The 18,122-nt window shown below is 34.1% G+C and carries 18 protein-coding genes and 1 other RNA gene; 7 read left to right on the top strand and 12 right to left on the bottom strand.

The window, feature by feature from the left end; genetic code table 11:
- Positions 1-18: 18 nt before the first annotated feature.
- The 5 genes from gatB (at position 19) to EHC72_RS07940 (ending at position 6,141) form a co-directional block, all read left to right on the top strand.
- Positions 19-1,476: an Asp-tRNA(Asn)/Glu-tRNA(Gln) amidotransferase subunit GatB gene (gene gatB / locus EHC72_RS07960; RefSeq protein ID WP_131537150.1), complete on the top strand. Its 1,458-nt coding sequence runs from the start codon at positions 19-21 to the stop codon at positions 1,474-1,476.
- Positions 1,477-1,478: 2 nt separating this feature from the next.
- The gene (locus EHC72_RS07955; RefSeq protein WP_131537149.1) at positions 1,479-2,591 is read left to right on the top strand and encodes a TlpA disulfide reductase family protein; all 1,113 of its coding nucleotides are present in this window, start codon (positions 1,479-1,481) and stop codon (positions 2,589-2,591) included.
- A 104-nt stretch (positions 2,592-2,695) separates the two neighbouring features.
- Positions 2,696-3,385, top strand: a complete 690-nt coding sequence (locus tag EHC72_RS07950) for a response regulator transcription factor (RefSeq protein WP_131537148.1) — start codon at positions 2,696-2,698, stop codon at positions 3,383-3,385.
- A 167-nt stretch (positions 3,386-3,552) separates the two neighbouring features.
- Positions 3,553-4,275, top strand: a complete 723-nt coding sequence (locus EHC72_RS07945) for an RluA family pseudouridine synthase (protein ID WP_131537147.1) — start codon at positions 3,553-3,555, stop codon at positions 4,273-4,275.
- 75 nt (positions 4,276-4,350) lie between these two features.
- Positions 4,351-6,141 (top strand): chloride channel protein, encoded by a 1,791-nt coding sequence (locus EHC72_RS07940; protein ID WP_131537146.1) that lies wholly within the window; start codon positions 4,351-4,353, stop codon positions 6,139-6,141.
- 75 nt (positions 6,142-6,216) lie between these two features.
- Here the strand turns inward: EHC72_RS07940 and EHC72_RS07935 are convergent, their stop codons facing one another.
- Both EHC72_RS07935 and rnpB read right to left on the bottom strand, forming a co-directional pair.
- Positions 6,217-7,620, bottom strand: a complete 1,404-nt coding sequence (locus EHC72_RS07935; protein WP_131537145.1) for a sigma-54-dependent transcriptional regulator — start codon at positions 7,618-7,620, stop codon at positions 6,217-6,219.
- A gap of 139 nt (positions 7,621-7,759) precedes the next feature.
- Positions 7,760-8,136: RNase P RNA component class A (gene rnpB / locus EHC72_RS07930), an RNA gene on the bottom strand.
- Positions 8,137-8,236: 100 nt separating this feature from the next.
- Between rnpB and EHC72_RS07925 the strand changes: the two genes are divergently transcribed.
- Positions 8,237-8,635, top strand: a complete 399-nt coding sequence (locus EHC72_RS07925; RefSeq protein WP_131537144.1) for a helix-turn-helix domain-containing protein — start codon at positions 8,237-8,239, stop codon at positions 8,633-8,635.
- A gap of 237 nt (positions 8,636-8,872) precedes the next feature.
- On the top strand, positions 8,873-9,610 hold the full coding sequence (locus EHC72_RS07920) for a hypothetical protein (RefSeq protein ID WP_131537143.1): 738 nt from the start codon (positions 8,873-8,875) through the stop codon (positions 9,608-9,610).
- A gap of 186 nt (positions 9,611-9,796) precedes the next feature.
- Here EHC72_RS07920 and EHC72_RS07915 read toward each other — a convergent pair whose 3' ends face one another.
- From EHC72_RS07915 to EHC72_RS07865, 10 genes are all read right to left on the bottom strand, one after another.
- Positions 9,797-10,480, bottom strand: coding sequence for a hypothetical protein (locus EHC72_RS07915; protein ID WP_131537142.1), 684 nt, complete (start codon positions 10,478-10,480; stop codon positions 9,797-9,799).
- Between the two features lie 10 nt (positions 10,481-10,490).
- On the bottom strand, positions 10,491-12,071 hold the full coding sequence (locus EHC72_RS07910; protein WP_131537141.1) for a hypothetical protein: 1,581 nt from the start codon (positions 12,069-12,071) through the stop codon (positions 10,491-10,493).
- Between the two features lie 700 nt (positions 12,072-12,771).
- The gene (locus tag EHC72_RS07900; protein WP_131537139.1) at positions 12,772-13,194 is read right to left on the bottom strand and encodes a c-type cytochrome; all 423 of its coding nucleotides are present in this window, start codon (positions 13,192-13,194) and stop codon (positions 12,772-12,774) included.
- A gap of 77 nt (positions 13,195-13,271) precedes the next feature.
- Positions 13,272-13,922 carry an SCO family protein gene (locus tag EHC72_RS07895; protein ID WP_131537138.1) on the bottom strand — a complete coding sequence of 217 codons (651 nt, stop codon included), beginning with the start codon at positions 13,920-13,922 and terminating at the stop codon, positions 13,272-13,274.
- 195 nt (positions 13,923-14,117) lie between these two features.
- Positions 14,118-14,363: a YHS domain-containing protein gene (locus tag EHC72_RS07890; protein WP_211660297.1), complete on the bottom strand. Its 246-nt coding sequence runs from the start codon at positions 14,361-14,363 to the stop codon at positions 14,118-14,120.
- Between the two features lie 3 nt (positions 14,364-14,366).
- Positions 14,367-14,846 carry a hypothetical protein gene (locus EHC72_RS07885; RefSeq protein ID WP_131537137.1) on the bottom strand — a complete coding sequence of 160 codons (480 nt, stop codon included), beginning with the start codon at positions 14,844-14,846 and terminating at the stop codon, positions 14,367-14,369.
- A 4-nt stretch (positions 14,847-14,850) separates the two neighbouring features.
- Positions 14,851-15,828 (bottom strand): transporter, encoded by a 978-nt coding sequence (locus tag EHC72_RS07880; RefSeq protein ID WP_131537136.1) that lies wholly within the window; start codon positions 15,826-15,828, stop codon positions 14,851-14,853.
- The gene (locus EHC72_RS07875) at positions 15,791-16,828 is read right to left on the bottom strand and encodes a cytochrome-c peroxidase (RefSeq protein WP_246029401.1); all 1,038 of its coding nucleotides are present in this window, start codon (positions 16,826-16,828) and stop codon (positions 15,791-15,793) included. Before EHC72_RS07875 ends, EHC72_RS07880 begins: the two co-directional genes overlap by 38 nt.
- Positions 16,828-17,646, bottom strand: a complete 819-nt coding sequence (locus tag EHC72_RS07870; protein WP_131537135.1) for an MbnP family protein — start codon at positions 17,644-17,646, stop codon at positions 16,828-16,830. The genes EHC72_RS07875 and EHC72_RS07870 overlap by 1 nt, the downstream gene beginning before the upstream one ends.
- Before the next feature lie 93 nt (positions 17,647-17,739).
- A complete protein-coding gene (locus EHC72_RS07865; RefSeq protein WP_131537134.1) occupies positions 17,740-18,054 on the bottom strand; it encodes a hypothetical protein in 315 nt (104 codons plus the stop codon).
- Positions 18,055-18,122 lie beyond the last annotated feature (68 nt).

Genomic DNA, 18,122 nt, shown 5'->3' with positions numbered 1-18,122 from the left:
AAGCCGCATAATTTAAATATGAGTTTAGGTACAAAACCAAACAAATTCGAACTCGTTTCAGGACTGGAAATTCACGTTCAGTTAAATACCAATAGTAAAATATTTTCTGCTGATAGTGCTTCATTCGGTGCTTTGCCTAATCAAAATATCTCTACGGTTTCTTTAGCATTACCAGGTGCTTTACCTAAGTTAAATAAAGAAGTAGTTGCAAAGGCTATTAGAATAGGTTTAGCATTAAATTGTACCATTAACCAGCTTAATTACTTTGATAGAAAAAATTATTTCTATGCCGATTTACCAAAAGGCTATCAAATTACACAAGATAATCAGCCCATTTGCATCAATGGTTTCTTAGACGTAGAGCTAGCAGATGGTTCGACCAAAAAAATTGGAATCAATAGAATCCACTTGGAAGAAGATGCTGGTAAGAGTATTCACGATCAGGATGATAATTATTCCTTTGTTGATTTAAATCGTGCTGGCGTTCCCTTAATTGAGATTGTAACCGAGCCCGATATTCGTACGGCAGAAGAAGCATCAGCGTTGTTAAGCGAAATTAGAAAACTGGTTAGGCATTTAAATGTAAGCGACGGAAATATGGAGGAAGGCAGTTTGCGTTGCGATGCCAATATTTCTATCCGCCCAACTGGTGCTACAGAATTTGGTACCCGTTGTGAAGTTAAAAACCTAAACTCTATGCGTAATGTACGCAGGGCGATAGATTTTGAATTTGGTAGACAAGTAGAAGTTATTTCTGGAGGAGGAAAAATTATTCAAAGCACACTAAACTTTGATGCAGATAAGGGCACAACTTCGCCAATGCGCACAAAAGAAGAAGCAAATGATTACCGTTATTTTGCCGATCCGGATTTACAACCCATCCAAATTTCTGATGAATGGCTTGCTGAAATAAAATCGGCTATGCCAGCTTTGCCAAATGAAATCTCTAAACAACTGATCTCAGAATTTAAAATTAGCAAGGCAGATGCTACGCTTTTTGCTGAAGATTTAGATTTGTTAAACTATTTTAATGCTGCATCGCCATCCGTAAACCATAAAAAAACGTTAATTAATTGGTTAATTGGTCCAATTAGAGCTTTGCTGAATGAAAAAGGAATTAGCATTGCTAATTTTAAAGTAAAACCGAACCAATTGGCAGAAGCAATTAACTTGGTTGATGATAAAAAAATAACACAACAAATAGCAATACAACAACTGTTGCCAGCAATTGAAGGAAAGGAAAATGCAAACGTATTGGATTTAGCCACTACTTTAAACTTACTTATTTCTGATAATGGAGATGAACTGTCGGATTTTATAGATGAAGTTTTAAATAAATATACCGCACAGGTAGAATCATATAAAAAAGGTAAAAAAGGCGTTTTAGGTTTGTTTGTTGGCGATGTAATGAAAATGGCAAAGGGTAAAGCCGATGCAAAAAAAATTAATGAATTGATAATTGAAAAACTGAAATAATAATGAAATTAAAACAATTAAGCCTGATTGCGCTTATCGCCGTTGCATTTGCAGCATGTAAGCCAAAAGATAGTTTTGTAATAGATGGAACTTTCCAAAATCCAGGAGCGGAGAAAAAAGTATTTTTATTCGGAATGAAAAGTAGCAATATGGTTGCTATAGATTCTACTAACCTATCTGAAAAAGGCGAATTTAAGTTTATTCGTAAAACACCTTCTGTTGATTTTTTCAGAGTTTCAATTGGTAATCATGAGTTTATGCTGATCGCTAAAAATGGCGATAACATTAAATTAGAAGCCGATTTAGCAGATAAAACATTGGCTTATAAAATTTCTGGAGCAAACGAAGTTGATAAACTCTCTGAACTTAATGCCCTGAGAAATAATTTTGCCAAACAAGTAGAAGGAATTCAAAAAGACTTTGATGCAAAAGTTGCTGCCCAACCACAAAACAGAGCCGCAATTTTAGATGCCATGCGTCCTCAATACGAATCATACATCAAACAACTTAATAATTCTGTTTTAAAATTTGCCGCGGATAATAAAGGTACACTTGCTAGTTTTTACGCCATGAATACTTTAAGCCCTCAAGATTATGAGGCAGAATTGGTAAAATTTAGCGATGAAATTAAAGATCAGATCAAAGGAAATGCAACCGTAGATACCTTTGTGAAGCAAATGCAATTACTTAAAACTGTTCAGGTTGGTCAGCCAGCACCAACTTTTACCATGAACACAGCAGATGGTAAACCAGTTAATTTAACAGATTATAAAGGTAAATATGTATTGCTTGATTTTTGGGCTTCATGGTGCCAGCCTTGCCGCCAGGAAAACCCGAATGTAGTTAAAGTATACAATAAGTTTAAAGCAAAAAACTTTGATATTTTAGGTATTTCATTAGATACAGATAAAGCAGCATGGTTAGGAGCCATTAAAGCTGATGGTTTAGCATGGCAACATGTAAGCGAATTGAAGGATTTTAACGGTACTACAGTTAAAAAATATCAAGTACAAGCCATTCCGTCATCTTTCCTGATCGATCCTAATGGTAAAATAGTTGCAAAAAACCTTCGTGGAGAAGAATTGGATGCCTTTTTGAGTAAAACATTACTTTAAAAGAAATTCAATGTTAATCTATTTTTATCGATTAACAATTTCTTAACCTTTAGTTAACTAAATATTGCATCAGAGACACTACTTTCGTAACAAATATTTAATTTATGAATAACGCAGGTCAGAAAATATTAATTGTTGATGATGAACCAGATATTCTGGAATTGATTGAATACAATTTAAAAAAAGAAGGATACCAAGTTTTCCTAGCTTCAAATGGCCAGGAAGGCATTACAATTGCGAAAAAAGTACACCCCGACCTTATCATTTTAGATATTATGATGCCTAAAATGGATGGGATAGAAGCCTGCCGTTTAATGCGTGCAATACCTGAATTTAAGAATACCTTTATGGTGTTTTTAACCGCTAGGAGCGAAGAATATTCAGAAATTGCAGGTTTTAATGTTGGTGCAGATGATTATATTGCCAAACCAATTAAGCCTAGAGCTTTGGTAAGCCGTATAAATGCAATTTTAAGAAGAAACATCAGCTCAGAAGAAGTATCTGAGAATAAATTAGAAATTGGCGATTTAGTAATCGATAGAGAAGCTTATTTAGTTTTTCAAGGTGGAAACAAAGTTGTACTCGCCAAAAAAGAATTTGAGCTGTTGTACTTATTAGCATCAAAGCCCGGTAAAGTTTATACAAGAGAATCTATTCTTAAAAACATTTGGGAAGATTCTGTAGTGGTAACCAACCGTACTATTGATGTACACATTCGTAAATTGAGAGAAAAACTAGGCGAAACTTATGTATCAACCGTTAAAGGTGTAGGATATAAGTTCGAACTTTCTTAAAAAAATAAAATGATAAAAACCGCAGGTAATTATAACCTGCGGTTTTTTTTATACCTTGTAACCCCATAAAAGGTCTTTTTAATTTCATTTCCTGAGATAATAACTTCTTCTAAATGGCATCTCCGAAATTAAATTGTATTTTTGCGATTCATTAGCATTATCAAATATTGAAGTTTCCAAGTTTTAAAGACCTTATTCTGTTCGAAGACAACGATTTTATTGTTGTAAATAAACCACCATTTCTTGCATCATTGGATGAAAGAGGCGCAGCAGGTGAAATTAACCTTTTGCGTTTAGCTAAACAATATAGTGATGATGCGCAGGTTTGCCATAGATTGGATAAAGAAACTTCTGGAGCATTAATTATTGCTAAAAACCCTGAAGCCTATCGTCATGCATCTATGCAGTTTGAAAGACGTAAAGTAAATAAAACTTACCATGCCGTGGTTGATGGGCACGTAATATTTGATGATTTATTGGTTGATTTACCCATTTTAAATGCAGGTAACAAAAACGTAACCATTGATAGAACTGACGGAAAAAGAGCCGAAACCTATTTCAATTCCTTAAAATATTATAAGCATTATACTTTGGTAGAGTGTAAGCCAATAACAGGTAGAATGCACCAAATCAGGATTCACCTCGCCACACAAAAAGCTGCTATTGTAGGTGATGACATGTATCGTGGAAAACCCGTATTTTTATCTTCTATTAAAAGAGGCTTCAAATTAACCAAAGGTGAGGAGGAGCAACCTATTATGAAACGCTTTGCCTTGCATGCTAAACATTTAGTGTTTAAAGGACTTAACAATCAGGATATTGTAATTGATGCACCTTACCCTAAAGATTTTGCAACCTTAATAAAACTTTTAGATAAATTTGATGCGTAGTTAACGACATAAAAATTGTCTTGCATCTATGTTTTTCTTACTTTTGGATTATCGCTCCTGATAAACTCCTAAGAAATGTATATTCGATTTGTAAATTACCTAGATAGCTTAAACCAGTACCGAAAATCTAAAATATCAAATCGTAATTTTCTTATCATCCTAGCCGTTATTGTTGGTGTATTAGCAGGCTTGGCTGCTGCTGCCTTAAAATCACTTACACATCATATCGAAGAATTTCTTCAGTCTGATTGGCAATGGAAGTATAAATATTATTTGTATTTACTATTTCCGTTAATTGGTATACTTTTTACGGTGCTTTATGTGAAGTATTTTATCCGAAAAAGTAAATTTGAAACAGGTTTAACACCTCTTTTATATGCCATTTCTAAAAAGTCCAGTAGAATAGAGCCACATAATATTTATTCTCAAATCATTACTGCAGCAATTACAGTAGGTTTTGGTGGCTCAACAGGGTTAGAAGCACCCATTGTAACCAGTGGTTCGGCTATAGGATCCAACCTCGGTAGGTTTTTAGGTTTATCTTATCGTGAAATCACTATGCTTGTAGCTTGCGGTGCAGCCGCAGGGATAGCCGGCGCATTTAATAGCCCCATTGCAGGAATTGTATTTGCCATTGAAATTTTACTTCCCGAATTTACTATCCCAGCATTTATACCATTGCTATTATCAGCAGCAACCGCAGCCGTTGTAGCAAGAGTATTTTATACACAGCAATTATTCTTCTTAGTAACAGAAGGCTGGCAAATGAATGCTCTATTTTATTATGTTTTATTAGCTGGCGTTATTGGTTTATTCTCCATTTATTTCACTAAAGTTAACTACGCAATTAAAGGCTTTTTTTATAAAATAAAACATCCTTATACCAAAGTTATAGTAGGTGGTTTGATGCTAGGCGCAATGGTTTTTCTATTTCCTACACTTTATGGTGAAGGATATATTACCATTAAAAGCTTATTGCGTGGCGATTATCTTGCGGTTATAAACAATAGTATATTTTCTGAATACAATAATATCCCTGCCTTGGTAATTCTTTTTACAGTAGTAACTGTATTTATGAAATCTATAGCAACATTGGTTACGCTAGGTGCAGGTGGTAATGGTGGTACTTTTGCGCCCAGTTTAATTATGGGGGGACTAATAGGTTTTGTATTCGCCTACGCCGTTAATCTCTCGGGTATTGCACATTTAAATGTTTCTAATTTTATTGTTGCAGGTATGGCTGCCGCTTTAAGCGCTATTATGCATGCACCCTTAACCGGAATATTTTTAATAGCCGAAATTACAGGAGGCTACATTCTGATGGTTCCATTAATGATTACTTCAGCAATTTCTTATGCAATAAACCGCAGTTCACAAAAACACTCTATTTATACTAAAGCACTGGCTGATAAAGGCGAACTTTTATCGTACGAAGACAAGGATACAACAGTTTTAAATCAAATGAAGCTCAGGTATTTGATCGAAAAGGACTATGTAAAGTTAAATGTAAAGGATAAATTTTCTGATAGGATGGCTGATATTTTACAATCAAAAAGAAATATTTGTGTTGTTGTAGATGAAGCTGATGATTTTAAGGGCTTAGTTTATGTTGAAGAGTTATTTAAAGAAATGATGAACAACCCTGAAAAAAATGAACTAACCGCAAACCATCTTGTTCAGGCAGCACCAAACACCATTAAAGAAAATGATGACCTTAAAATTGTATTACAAAAGATGGAGCAAGATAATGTTTGGCTTTTACCCGTGGTAGATGAGCTTAACCGTTACAAAGGGTTTGTATCTAAAACGGCAATCTTTAATAAATATCGTGCTTTATTAATGAGACAGAACGATTATATGGGGTAATTAGAATTACTTTAAAACAAAAAGGTTGGAATATTTTATAATGTTCCAACCTTTTTTTATTGTTATTAGTTTATTTTATTCAGCTCTTTTCAAACCAAATTTTTCTATTTTACTGTATAAGTGACTGCGTTGAATATCAATTTCATCAGCAGTTTTAGAAACATTCCAGCTATTTTTTTCCAGTTTAAATTTTATAAACTCACGTTCTGCATGGTCTTTATAATCCTGAAAGTTATTAAAGCTATCAAAAGTAGAGGCCAGGCTAGAGCCACCAGAACCAGCAATTTGAGCACTAGTTGCCGCACCAATATTGGTACCGCCACCTGGATTAGCAAATGCCCTAACATCATTTTCAGTAATTACCTTATCACTTAAAATAATTAAACGCTCAATCATATTGTGAAGTTCACGCACATTACCCGTCCACGGTAAAGATTGTAAAGCAGCCATACCGCCATCATTTATCTTTTTAACAGGCATACCATAATCACTACAAATGCTTTCTAAAAAGTTTTGTGCAATTACCGGAATATCATCCGTACGCTCCGTTAAGTGTGGCACATGGATATTAATAACATTTAAGCGGTGGTACAAATCCATACGGAAATTACCATCTTCAATCTCTTTTAAAAGATCTTTATTGGTAGCCGCTAAAACACGAACATTTACTTCTATTTCCTTTTCTCCACCAACTCTAGATATTTTATGCTCTTGCAAAGCACGTAACACCTTAGCCTGTGCAGAAAGGCTCATATCCCCAATTTCATCCAAAAATAAGGTACCGCCGTTAGCTAATTCAAATTTACCAATCCTTTGCTTAACAGCTGATGTAAATGAACCTTTCTCATGTCCAAATAATTCACTTTCAATTAATTCAGAAGGAATAGCCGCACAGTTTACTTCAATTAAAGGGCTATCTGCACGGTTTGATTTTTCATGCAACCAACGTGCAACCAATTCTTTACCACTACCATTTGCACCAGTAATTAATACACGAGCCTCGGTAGGAGCAACACGCTCTATCGTTTCCTTAATTTTTGAAATACTTTCTGATGTTCCTAAAATTTCACGGGTTTTACTTGCCTTGCGTTTTAAAACCTTCGTTTCGGTAACTAATGTTCCACGATCAAGCGCATTTCTAACCGTAATTAATAAACGGTTTAAATCTGGTGGTTTAGATATAAAATCAAAAGCTCCTTTTTTACTGGCTTCTATGGCGGTTTCAACAGTTCCATGTCCAGATATCATGATAAATGGTAAATCCGGCTTAATGATTAATGCTTGTTCAAGCACTTCCATACCATCCATTTTATTCATCTTGATATCACATAGTACAAGATCGAAATTCTCTTTTTTGATCATTTCCAATCCATCAATACCATTATCAATGTCTTCAACGTCGTAATTTTCGTACTCTAAAATCTCTCTTAATGTACTTCTTATTGCACGTTCATCATCAATTATAAGCAGTTTTGCCATTTGGGGTTTGTTTATTCTATTTTGAAATGCGAATATATTATTTTTTAATTAATGTATAGTTTTTTATACAATAAGTTAAGCTATTAACGGAGAAAAGTTTTAAAAGTTTTAACCGTTTTCAAATAATTAAAGGGGAGGAAAAAAATGCAGGTCTATAAGCCGGGTTCTGTTTCCCAATAAATGGGCTTCTATCATTAATCCACTATAAACGTTGCCGTTTATCTCTAACGACCTACCCACTAACATCGGACGGGCAGCCCTACATGCGTTAGCCTATTTGGTCTTTCAACTCCCGGGGTTTACAATCATCTACAGTCGCCTGCAAACGTCGTGCGCTCTTACCACACGTTTTCACCCTTACCCCGATAAATCGTGGCGGTATACTCTCTGTTGCACTTTCCGTAATTCAGGTTTTCAATCCTAAATTCCTTTCTGTTAGAAAGCGAGATGCCCTGCGTTGCCCGGACTTTCCTCTCTCTCGATTTTACTCGAAACAGCGATAGAACAACCTGCATTTTGCGCAAATATGAGGTTTTTTTTTCATAATGCACATGCCATTATTAACAACGAGTAGTTCAGCACTTTAGGCTACCAATAATTTAAATATATTTGAACTATGGAAAATGCACTAAAAACTATTAAACCACATTTGGGCCGCAAAATTACTCGCATACGCGAGCTTAGAGGAATGAAACAAGATGTACTTGCAATAGAGTTAGGCGTTAGTCAGCAAACTATAAGCAAACTTGAGCAGAGCGAAACCATTGAGAGTGACGTTTTAGAGAAGATAGCAAAGGTTTTAGGCTTATCAGTTGATTCAATCAAAAACTTTAGCGAAGAAGCCGTATTTAATATAATTGGAAATACTTATCACGATAATTCAGCATCTTTAAACTACTATCCAACTTTTAATCCCATTGATAAATTGATGGAAGCTTTAGATGAAAATAAAAAACTTTATGAGCGTTTATTAAAAAGCGAACAAGAAAAAGTTGAAATTTTGAAAGGGAAGTAACTATCAAATAAACTAAATGGCGCTCAACAAAATTGGAAGAATAGGGGAATCTGTTTTAATGGTCCCAGCTGTTCGAGATGTTAGCTTTTTCAGCGCATCTCGAACCATTGATAAAGCTGGATTTTAAAATCAAGGAACCCATTTATATCTGTAACTAAATCTGACAAATTAATCCGTTGAGTGCGGATTAATTCTAATTTTAGGAACCAATAAACTAAATCTAAACCATTAAAATGTATGCCTAAAAATTATGAAACAGGTCATGCAAGGAACCTCGCCAATTTCAATGAAATTATTCGTTATGTAATTTCATACGGCAAAAGCCATGCACCACCAGTAGTAAGTTTAAGCCTTAGTAGCTTAAAAGATAAAGCCACAAACGTAAGAAATGCTTTAGATTTAGTAAATCGAGCCCATGCGGTTTACAATGTTACCCTTGCCGCTAAAGACGAAGAATTAAAACCCTTAAAAAAACTAAGTACACGTGTAGTAAACTTGCTTGGTATTTTAGACCTTCCGGTATCTATTATGGACGAAGCCGCAAGTCTGATCCGTAAAATGCGGGGTAAAAGAGCAAGTACAAAACTAAGTATGGCCACAATTGAGGCTTTAAGCGCTAAAGGTGTAGAAGTAAAACAAATATCGGTATCACAACAAAGTGAGGATAACCTGATTGAAACCTTTGATAAATTAATACACCTTTTAAAAACTGTATCAACCTACACTCCAAACGAAACCGATTTAAGTATTGCCAATTTGGAAGATAAACTTAGCCGACTAAAAGCCACACATCAGGCTACTGCAAATGAAGCTGTAAATTTATATAATGCCCGTGCCAACCGTGATTTAGAAATGTATGTAAAAGTTACTGGTATGACAGCTTTGGCTATGGGCACAAAAAAGTATGTTAAAGCAGTGTTTGGAGCTACCAGCACAGAGTATAAACAAATATCGGGTATAGAGTTTGATCAATAAAAAAAGCTTTATGAAAAAATACATCCCAAATAAGACAGTCATTAGAAATGATTAAACACTAGATTCATAAAAAAGCACAAAAGCCTTTAAAATTAGAACTCAATTTTTTATCTCGCTAATAACTTTCCTAACATTAAAGCCAAATAACGCTTTTAACATTACGAGTAAACTATTGTTAATGAAAAATTACTCAATCATCGGAGTGTAAATCCATTTAAACGGTAATCTCTCGCCGGTTTTTGAAGTTAATATAAATCCTTTGTTGTTAACTTCAGGCGCCAATTTAAAAGTAGTCACATGATTAATTTTTCTATCCATTTGCTGAACTTCCCTTAAAGTGACATCTATTGTTGCTATGTTCCCTTTAATTTTAAACAGTGGGATCGTCACACTTTGATATCCTAGAGCTGTTATTTTGATTGATTTAAAAAGTTTAGTGTCATAGATAATCATATCAGAGTGTCCATCATTGCCTGCAAAATTTGCTAAAACTGTATTCCCTGCTATATTTGTTAGAATACAAGTTGCACCTTTTAAAGGTTTATTGTTGTCACTTCCATCATAAATATTCACCTTAAGATGCACAATATTCGAATCTTTAGTTTTGTCTAAAATCAGTTTATATGCCAAGCTATCTGGTTCATCACTTTCACCAAAAAATAACGATAAATTCCCGCTCTCATAACTATATGTTCCGCTTCCTGTAGTTTGCCCCATAGTTCCTGTAATTACTTGGTTAAACCGATTACCCCAGAAGGATAGTTTTATAGTATCGCTTTTCGATTGATATACGTATGTACCGGACAATCTTTGAGCATTAACGTTAAGGGCAATAAACAGTAATAAAAAAATAGTATTTAATAATCTCATCTTTTTTAATTTAATTACAATTAGCACTTCTTCCTCTTTTAGCTTTGAGTTTACCTTCAGTATCCTTACCGTATTGCTCTGCTTGAATATTATCTAGAATCCTTTTCCTATCGTTTGGATTTGGAACTGCGCTCTTAAACCATGATGTTTCAATTGGATTTCCGGATGCGTCTAAAGTATGCGTAAGCCCGCCCCATGCTAGATCTTGATAAAATTGATCACTAAAATCATATCCTCTGCCAATTCCGTATCCCTGCAATGCGATTCCTAAATCGCTTACAAATGTTTTTACAAATTGCGAATGATGAGTTTCGTTCCAATTTTGATATGTTCCCCATTCATTGACCATCTCTGGGTAAGTAGTAATAAAACTTTGTTGATCTGTCTTAAAGAAAGCTATGAGGTAGGCATGGATCGATTCATGCATCATGGTTCTAGCTACAGATAAATCTGAAGCATCATTAAATTTACCACTATCAAATGTCGTTGTAACTGTTCCTGTAGTGCGATCATAGAGAGGACTAGTAATCCCATTTACGTCAGAAGGTAAAACGCCTTCCTTTACAGTCCAATTATAACCTGGAGTTTCACCTGAAAACTTTTTGATTACGGCAGCTATACCATTTTCAGTCTCGTAAGTTATATTGGTCAAAATATCTGACATACATTTTTTAAGTCCTGTTTTATCTATTTTACGATAAAATACGCCTTCAGCAGTTTCATGTCCATTGTCATCAACATTTCCGTCTGTATTACCTCCTGGATCGTTGGGTCCATTGGGAGGGTCAGGATACCAAATATCTACACAAACTGTTTCTTCACTTGAGTCTTCCAAAGAATAAACCTCACCACAGAAACCCTGTGGCCACAAACAGGTTGCACTATAAACAATATTTACACTTCCTCCACACCAACTCGGGCTTAAGGAAGAAAATCGACAATTTACAATCACTGTATTACATGAAGTTTCTACATAAGAAATAGAATTAGGACGTGTAAGTGCTGATCTATTAACTGCTAGTAATCGTTTATTCTGGTAAGATTGGCTCACCCTACCATTAACATACTCAAGTAAGAAATTTTGCTTATTTTGGAGGTTAGTAAGTAGCAAATTACCTGTAAAGTGATCTATTTTAAAATTATCTTTAGCCTTTGTAGTTGCTTCGGAGCTTTGTGGATAGTAATAAAATGCTTTGAAAAATTCCTTTTCATTCTTTACCATTAGATAGGAAGCCGCGCTAATTTCATTTGCTTCTAGCAATTTGCCATCCTTTTTTAGTCTTGGTATTAAGCGATAAAATACATAAGAAACAGTATCATTTACTATTTGTGTATTGGGATGCTCCCAATCCGGTGTCCATATCATATCTTTTTTTACATTAGGTATGAATTTTTCATCTAATTTAAGTAAGTAAAATTGATCTTTTATAGCTTTCAATCTAGCTTTAAAATCAGGACCATCTTTAGAAAGAGTTGTTTTAGGATTATTTTTCAAATCTGCATTTGAATATTCTTTTTTACAAGAATTAAAACAAAGACAAATAATGAATAGTGCCCAAGGAATGAAGAGAATTAATTTGCCTTTTTTCATAAGTTTTATAATTACTTAAGCGTATTATTTTGTAGTACGTTATGTAAACAAATATATTTACACAATATTAAGAAAACAATAATATGGTATGAACATTTTAAATTATTTGCTTAAACCGAAAAGGGGCATCTTATTAAACAACCAACAATCCATTGAGAACGTTTAAAGCCAACCAAATAGCTGCTGTTTTATTTTATAGTATACCCGTTTTAGTATTATTGCAAGCAGGGAGAATATTATCGCTTCCCAGAAAAGTGTTAACACATACCGCAACAGTATTATTGCTTCCCGGAAAGGTATTAACATAACACAGAGCAGTGTTATCGCTTCCCGGAAAGGTGTTAACATAACCCCGAGTAGTATTGCTACTTGCCATAAAAGTCTTAGCACAACCCGTAACCGTATTACCGCATCCTGGCAAGGTATTAATGCTTACCAGAAATATCATACCATTTCTTATTTAAATAATCTGTTAAAAACTAAATGATAAGCCAATAACTTAGTTTATTAAACAGGCTAATGTTTAATAAACCTGATTGAACGAATGCCATTTTTCTTTAAATGGCAGCAGGAAAAGCGGGACTACTGCAACTGAAATGCATTGAATTTGATTTTCCTAAAAAAACGTTTAAATATTAAATACATAACCTTTAGGCTGATGGTATTTACAGAAATATTTATTTAAGAAGGGTTTAAGGAGCTATTTACAGTTTTGTAAATCTTTACTTACTTCATTATAATGAACAAAGCCTTGCTTGTTACCGAAAGAATTGGTGATGAAAACCATTACCTGTGCCACATCAATATTTGCAAGCTCAGGAAATGCGGGCATTTTCTCTTTATATTCTTTACCATGAATGGTGATAGATTCATTTAAACCATTTTTTATAATGCAGGCTAAACGAGTTTTATTATTCTTTAAAAATACAGAATCTGTTAACGGTGGGGCAAGCTCTCCTAAGCCTTCTCCGTTCTCGCCGTGACAGTTTTGACATTTTGCTACGTAAATATCTTTCCCGTTAGCCATATAGTTTTGTAAATCTATTTGCTGCTGGTTTTGGCAAGAAACTATTATCGCCACTATGGAAACGATAAAAATAGAATTGATAATGTATTTACGCATTGATGTTTTGTTGTAAATCGAATATTATTTAGCCACAGAAAAGTAGTATAAAAACCTGGATTCTGTGGCTAATTATTTTATTTTTTATATTCTGCCAATAATACTGGAATATCTTTTTTTAATTGCTCTACTTGGTCTTGTTTAGTACCATCATAAGCACCTCTAATGCGTTTATCTTTATCAACAAGTACTAAATAACCTTGATGAATGTAGCCATCTTTGGCTGTACTATCTTCGCCAACGGCAACTAAATAACTTTTTTCGGCTAAAGTATAAACACTGTCTTTGGCTCCATATACAAATTGCCATTTAGCACCATCTACGCCCAATTTTTGTGCATATTTTTTTAATACAGAAGGTTTATCATATTTAAAATCAATGGTGTGCGATAGGAACATCACATCAGGATTGGTTTTAAATTCGTTATAAACCGTCATTAAATTGCGGTGCATGGTAGGGCAGATGGTTGTACAAGAAGTGAAAAAGAAATCAGCAACGTAAACCTTACCATCAGTAACCTTATTTGTAATTAAGGTGCTATCTTGATTTAAAAATGCCCAATTTGGAATGGTTTGATAAACAGTGTCTATTTTTTCTACTCCAGCAGCGTCCTTTTTAACTTCTGCATGGCGTTCGCCATAAATGGGAAGTTTTTTATCTTGCTTACAAGATGAAATTAAAGCAACAGATAACAAACATATTGCGATTGAAGAAATAATTTTATTCATGTTATTATATTAAAGTGTAAATATACAACCTCTGTTTTGCAGAAGACAATTATTTATAACATCAATTAGAAACTGTTTAAATTTTGTCTAAAAAAATGATCGTCCTTCTGAACTTGTTTCAGAATCTATCTTAAAAGACCCTGAACTAAATTCAGGGTGACGGAGTAAAATATTTAGTGAAATTTAAACAGTTTATTAGTTTTTGATGTATTTTGATGGTTCTTTTACAAACTTTTGCTTACAACTTTCTGAACAGAAACCATAAAGTACTTTGTTGTAAACAACGGTTTTAGTACTGCCAGCTTTAACCTTCATTTTACAAACCGGATCTATCGCTTCTTTTTTTAAGGTATCTGTTAATAATACTGCCGGCTTTTCATTTGCTTTTAAAGTAGCCATTGAGACCATTGCTATAAAAGCGGTTATCATTATTGTTTTCATATTTTAATGTTTATGTGTTTTCATTTCGGTATTTGATACCGATGTTTTAACGTTATAAATGTTTAGAAGTGAATCAGATTCTCTTATTATTCTAATGTAGGTATCTTCTACACCTCTAATTTTAATCATTTCTGATTTGTAATAAGCTAAATTTTCTGCTTCAGTTTTACCGTTATAATCATCTTTAAAATCGTGCATCCAATCCATCATTAACTCATCTGCAAGGTTTAACCGATTAATTAAATCTGTTATCTTTTGCTTTTGCAAGATAGAATCAGGCGCTGTTTTAACCTTTGAAGATAATAGAACGGTATCTAAAACCATTCTATTTTTAATCACCTTTTCGCCGTCAATCATCAGTTTATCATGGATATTGAGCACTTCTTTTTTTATGGCTTTAGAATCTGGTGTGGTTTTACAAGCGGTAAAAGATGCAGCCATAATGGCGATGCAGCTTAGTTTTTTGAAACTTATTATATTCATAGCTTTAAAAATTATAAGTAATACCTATATATGCCTTACCAGCACTCATTGGATGATCTGTTTTAGCTTCCCAAATGTTCTTCTGGATGCCTGCATTTAAAGCAATATTTTTATAGAAAATATCCGCACCAATACCACCCATTAAATTATTCATTTTATGCTCTCCGGTTTGTTGTCCTTTGTATTTTTCACCTGCAGAGTATTCATAAAAAAATTGTGCAGATGGCATAACCTGCCAATCTTTATTAATTCTTTGCGTAAAAAAAACATTAAGAAAACTTGTTGTACTGTTTGCTATGCCTTCTTGCTGGCTATTTTGCCCATTAACTTTGTAAGATGTATTTAAGCTTGCACCAAATTTGCCTAAGCCTACCATATAGTTTAAATAAACAAAACCATCAGTACTCCCTGTTCCGGCTTGCATTAGCGAGGAATAACGGATGCCTTCAAAATTCTTAAAGTCGTTTTTACCAGTAGGTAACTTTATTCCTGCCCCAGCAATTAACTGCTGTTTAAAATTATCTTCCATCTTTCTAAATAAGTGATAGCCCGCATAAAGGTTTACATCACCAATGCCCGAAATAGAAGATGTATAACCGTTGTACCTTTCAGAATTTGATGCGTACGGAATAATGGCATTAATTTCCAATTTATCGGTTATAAAATATCTTCCTCTAATTTCCAGTGAACGATAGATTTCATAATCTGCAGGATTATTATTGTGTCCTGTAATTGGTTGATCCTGACTTCTAGCAGGAATAAAGAAACTGCTTCCACCAGGAAATAACGAGTGCGATTGCCCTTGGTAACCATTAAATGAACGGTAGCGATACAGAAGGCTAATACTATTGCGATTGTAGTATGGCGTAATTCCCATAAAGCATCCGCAAATATCACAGGCAAAAGTTTGTACGCTGATGAGCATAAAAACCAATATCAATACTTTACGCTTCGCTATATAAGGTGTTTTTAATAAATTCATAATCTGTTAATGTTTTTAAAAATGCTTTGATTTGTTCTTTTTCTGATCCACTTAATGGAATTCCATTTTTTAATAGCGGATCTAAATTTCCTGATGCTTTAATGCCAGAATTGTAATGTTCTAATACTTCATCCAGGCTGTAAAAACGACCGTCGTGCATGTAAGGTGAAGTGTATTCGATGTTTCTTAAAGTAGGTACACGGAATTTCCCTCTATCGGCATCTATTCCGGTAATGTGCGATCTTCCTTCATCAACACTTACCAAATCTAAACCGTTGCTTTTATAATCGAAATCTGTAAAAAAGGGTTCTTTATGGCATGCGGCACATTTTTCCTTAAACAAATTATAGCCTTTTTGTTCTGCATCAGTAAAGGTTGCACCGCCTTCTTTTCTAATAACTTTATCGTATTTAGAATTAGCCGAAACCAAAACTCCTGTAAATTGGGTAATGGATTTTAAAATCAATTGAGAATTGATTTCTGTTGAACCGAAGGCTTTTTTAAATAAATCTGGATATGGTGCCGTATTTTTTAAAAAAGCAACAATAGTTTCAATATCTGTTCCCATTTCACATGCATCAGTAATGGCATTAAGCGGAGAAGTTTCTAGGTTTTTGACGCCACCATCCCAAAAGAAAGCTTTTTGCCAAGCCAAATTGATTAGGGGAGGTGTGTTACGTTTTCCCTGACAATTGTTTACACCATGGCTAACCTTATGATCCAGCTGGGTAAAAGCTGCAAATTGTTGGTGGCAACTACCACAAGAAACACTTTTATCTGCGGATAAACGAGCTTCGTAAAACAACTTTTTACCAAGAGTAAAACCTGCATTTGTAAGCTTGTTATCTTCAAAATTATATGCCGGATTAGGGAAATTAGAAGGTTTTTCAAAAACTACAGGTTTTTCTTCAGGTTGTAATTCTCCTTCATTTTTACTACAGGCATACATCAACGCAATGCTTAAAAAAAGCATTGCGAAGACGATTAATTTCCTTAGCATTAGTTGTGGATATGATCTAAACGAAATAAACCATTTGCATAGTTGTTGGCCACAACAACAGAGTTGGCACCACCCATTGTAAAGTTTAACGTTGCAAAGCTAATATCTGTTTTACCTGTAAAAAGGGCTGCAGCATTAACAATAAAGTGCATATCAGGCTTTTTATCTGTTCTAATTCTTAATGGATTGGCAGCATTAATTTCTGTAGAAAACGTTCTAATGGTGTTATTGGGATCTAAAACGCCACCAATGTGAAAGGTTAATGCATTGTTTGTTGCAACAGACTGCGGTGAAGTACCCTCTAACTTAACAAAGATGTAGCCACTGTTCCAAGTCCAAAACATGCCATTAATTGGATCTAAAGCACCCGTTTGTGCCCCTGCAAAATTACGTGCATAATCAACGCCAATGGTATATTCAATTTTTGTATAATCGCCTGTAGGTACATTGGATACTGTAACCAATTTTGAATTATCTTTTGATGCATCAATTAAAAAATAGCTTTCAGGCACTGCATATACAGTTCCATCGCTTTTGGTAAGCTTAACATTACTTACATAATATTTAAAAATGTTGATTTTAAAATCTTCGCCTTTAGCATTTTTATAGGTTGTTGTACCTAAGTTTAATGCTGCTCCATTTACTTGGTTTTCAAACTCCATGGTGAAAGATGATTTTGTATCGGCAGCAATTTCATCGTTATTTTTTTTACAAGAAGATAATAGAATAATAGGGCAAATTAATGCCAGTAAGTATTGAGATAATTTCATTTTATCGAAAATTGGATTAATAAATAATAGTTTAAAGTATCGTTCCATTGCTGAAATTATTGCATAGCTCTCTAAGCCTGAATAACAGCAAGAAAAACCCTGAAGTAAATAGAGGGCTTTACGAACGAGAAAATAGAATTACTAAACCAGTTTCGGTGGTTGAAAAATTGATAGGTGTAATGATGGAAGCGGTTTTTGTAAGTAACCGATTTCAGATTTTATTTCAAAAGAAGGAATAACAGGATTTAAAACAAGAAATTTGAAAGAAGGCTCAGCCTCAATTACTCTACGGAGGTTTTCTTGCTCGGTTTTATTCTTTTTTTCGAGATCTTTTAATTTAGTCGCTAAAAAACATTTACCATCGCAATGTAGCTCAGGGTGTTCTTTATTGATACAAAATACGCTTGTGATGTACTCTTTATTAAGTTTATAGCCAGAATATATAACCAATTGCATGGCGCCGTTGGACAATATTGATGTGATTAAGAAGAATATAAGGATTCTTTTGAACATAGCTAATTGGC

Source organism: Pedobacter nototheniae (assembly GCF_004335085.1).
GTDB lineage: Bacteria > Bacteroidota > Bacteroidia > Sphingobacteriales > Sphingobacteriaceae > Pedobacter > Pedobacter nototheniae.
The sequence above is the reverse complement of the archived record's forward strand: the minus strand, read 5'-3'. Positions and strand labels throughout refer to the sequence as shown.

Coding starts and splice junctions, on each gene's coding strand:
- EHC72_RS07890 (WP_211660297.1), bottom strand. CDS start 14,363: ATGAAAACAATAATGATAACCGCTTTTATAGCAATGGTCTCAATGGCT.
- EHC72_RS07915 (WP_131537142.1), bottom strand. CDS start 10,480: ATGAGATTATTAAATACTATTTTTTTATTACTGTTTATTGCCCTTAAC.
- EHC72_RS07920 (WP_131537143.1), top strand. CDS start 8,873: ATGCCTAAAAATTATGAAACAGGTCATGCAAGGAACCTCGCCAATTTC.
- EHC72_RS07935 (WP_131537145.1), bottom strand. CDS start 7,620: ATGGCAAAACTGCTTATAATTGATGATGAACGTGCAATAAGAAGTACA.
- EHC72_RS07940 (WP_131537146.1), top strand. CDS start 4,351: ATGTATATTCGATTTGTAAATTACCTAGATAGCTTAAACCAGTACCGA.
- EHC72_RS07900 (WP_131537139.1), bottom strand. CDS start 13,194: ATGCGTAAATACATTATCAATTCTATTTTTATCGTTTCCATAGTGGCG.
- EHC72_RS07880 (WP_131537136.1), bottom strand. CDS start 15,828: ATGAATTTATTAAAAACACCTTATATAGCGAAGCGTAAAGTATTGATA.
- EHC72_RS07875 (WP_246029401.1), bottom strand. CDS start 16,828: ATGCTAAGGAAATTAATCGTCTTCGCAATGCTTTTTTTAAGCATTGCG.
- EHC72_RS07955 (WP_131537149.1), top strand. CDS start 1,479: ATGAAATTAAAACAATTAAGCCTGATTGCGCTTATCGCCGTTGCATTT.
- EHC72_RS07865 (WP_131537134.1), bottom strand. CDS start 18,054: ATGCAATTGGTTATATATTCTGGCTATAAACTTAATAAAGAGTACATC.
- EHC72_RS07925 (WP_131537144.1), top strand. CDS start 8,237: ATGGAAAATGCACTAAAAACTATTAAACCACATTTGGGCCGCAAAATT.
- EHC72_RS07895 (WP_131537138.1), bottom strand. CDS start 13,922: ATGAATAAAATTATTTCTTCAATCGCAATATGTTTGTTATCTGTTGCT.
- EHC72_RS07870 (WP_131537135.1), bottom strand. CDS start 17,646: ATGGAACGATACTTTAAACTATTATTTATTAATCCAATTTTCGATAAA.
- gatB (WP_131537150.1), top strand. CDS start 19: ATGAGTTTAGGTACAAAACCAAACAAATTCGAACTCGTTTCAGGACTG.
- EHC72_RS07910 (WP_131537141.1), bottom strand. CDS start 12,071: ATGAAAAAAGGCAAATTAATTCTCTTCATTCCTTGGGCACTATTCATT.
- EHC72_RS07950 (WP_131537148.1), top strand. CDS start 2,696: ATGAATAACGCAGGTCAGAAAATATTAATTGTTGATGATGAACCAGAT.
- EHC72_RS07885 (WP_131537137.1), bottom strand. CDS start 14,846: ATGAATATAATAAGTTTCAAAAAACTAAGCTGCATCGCCATTATGGCT.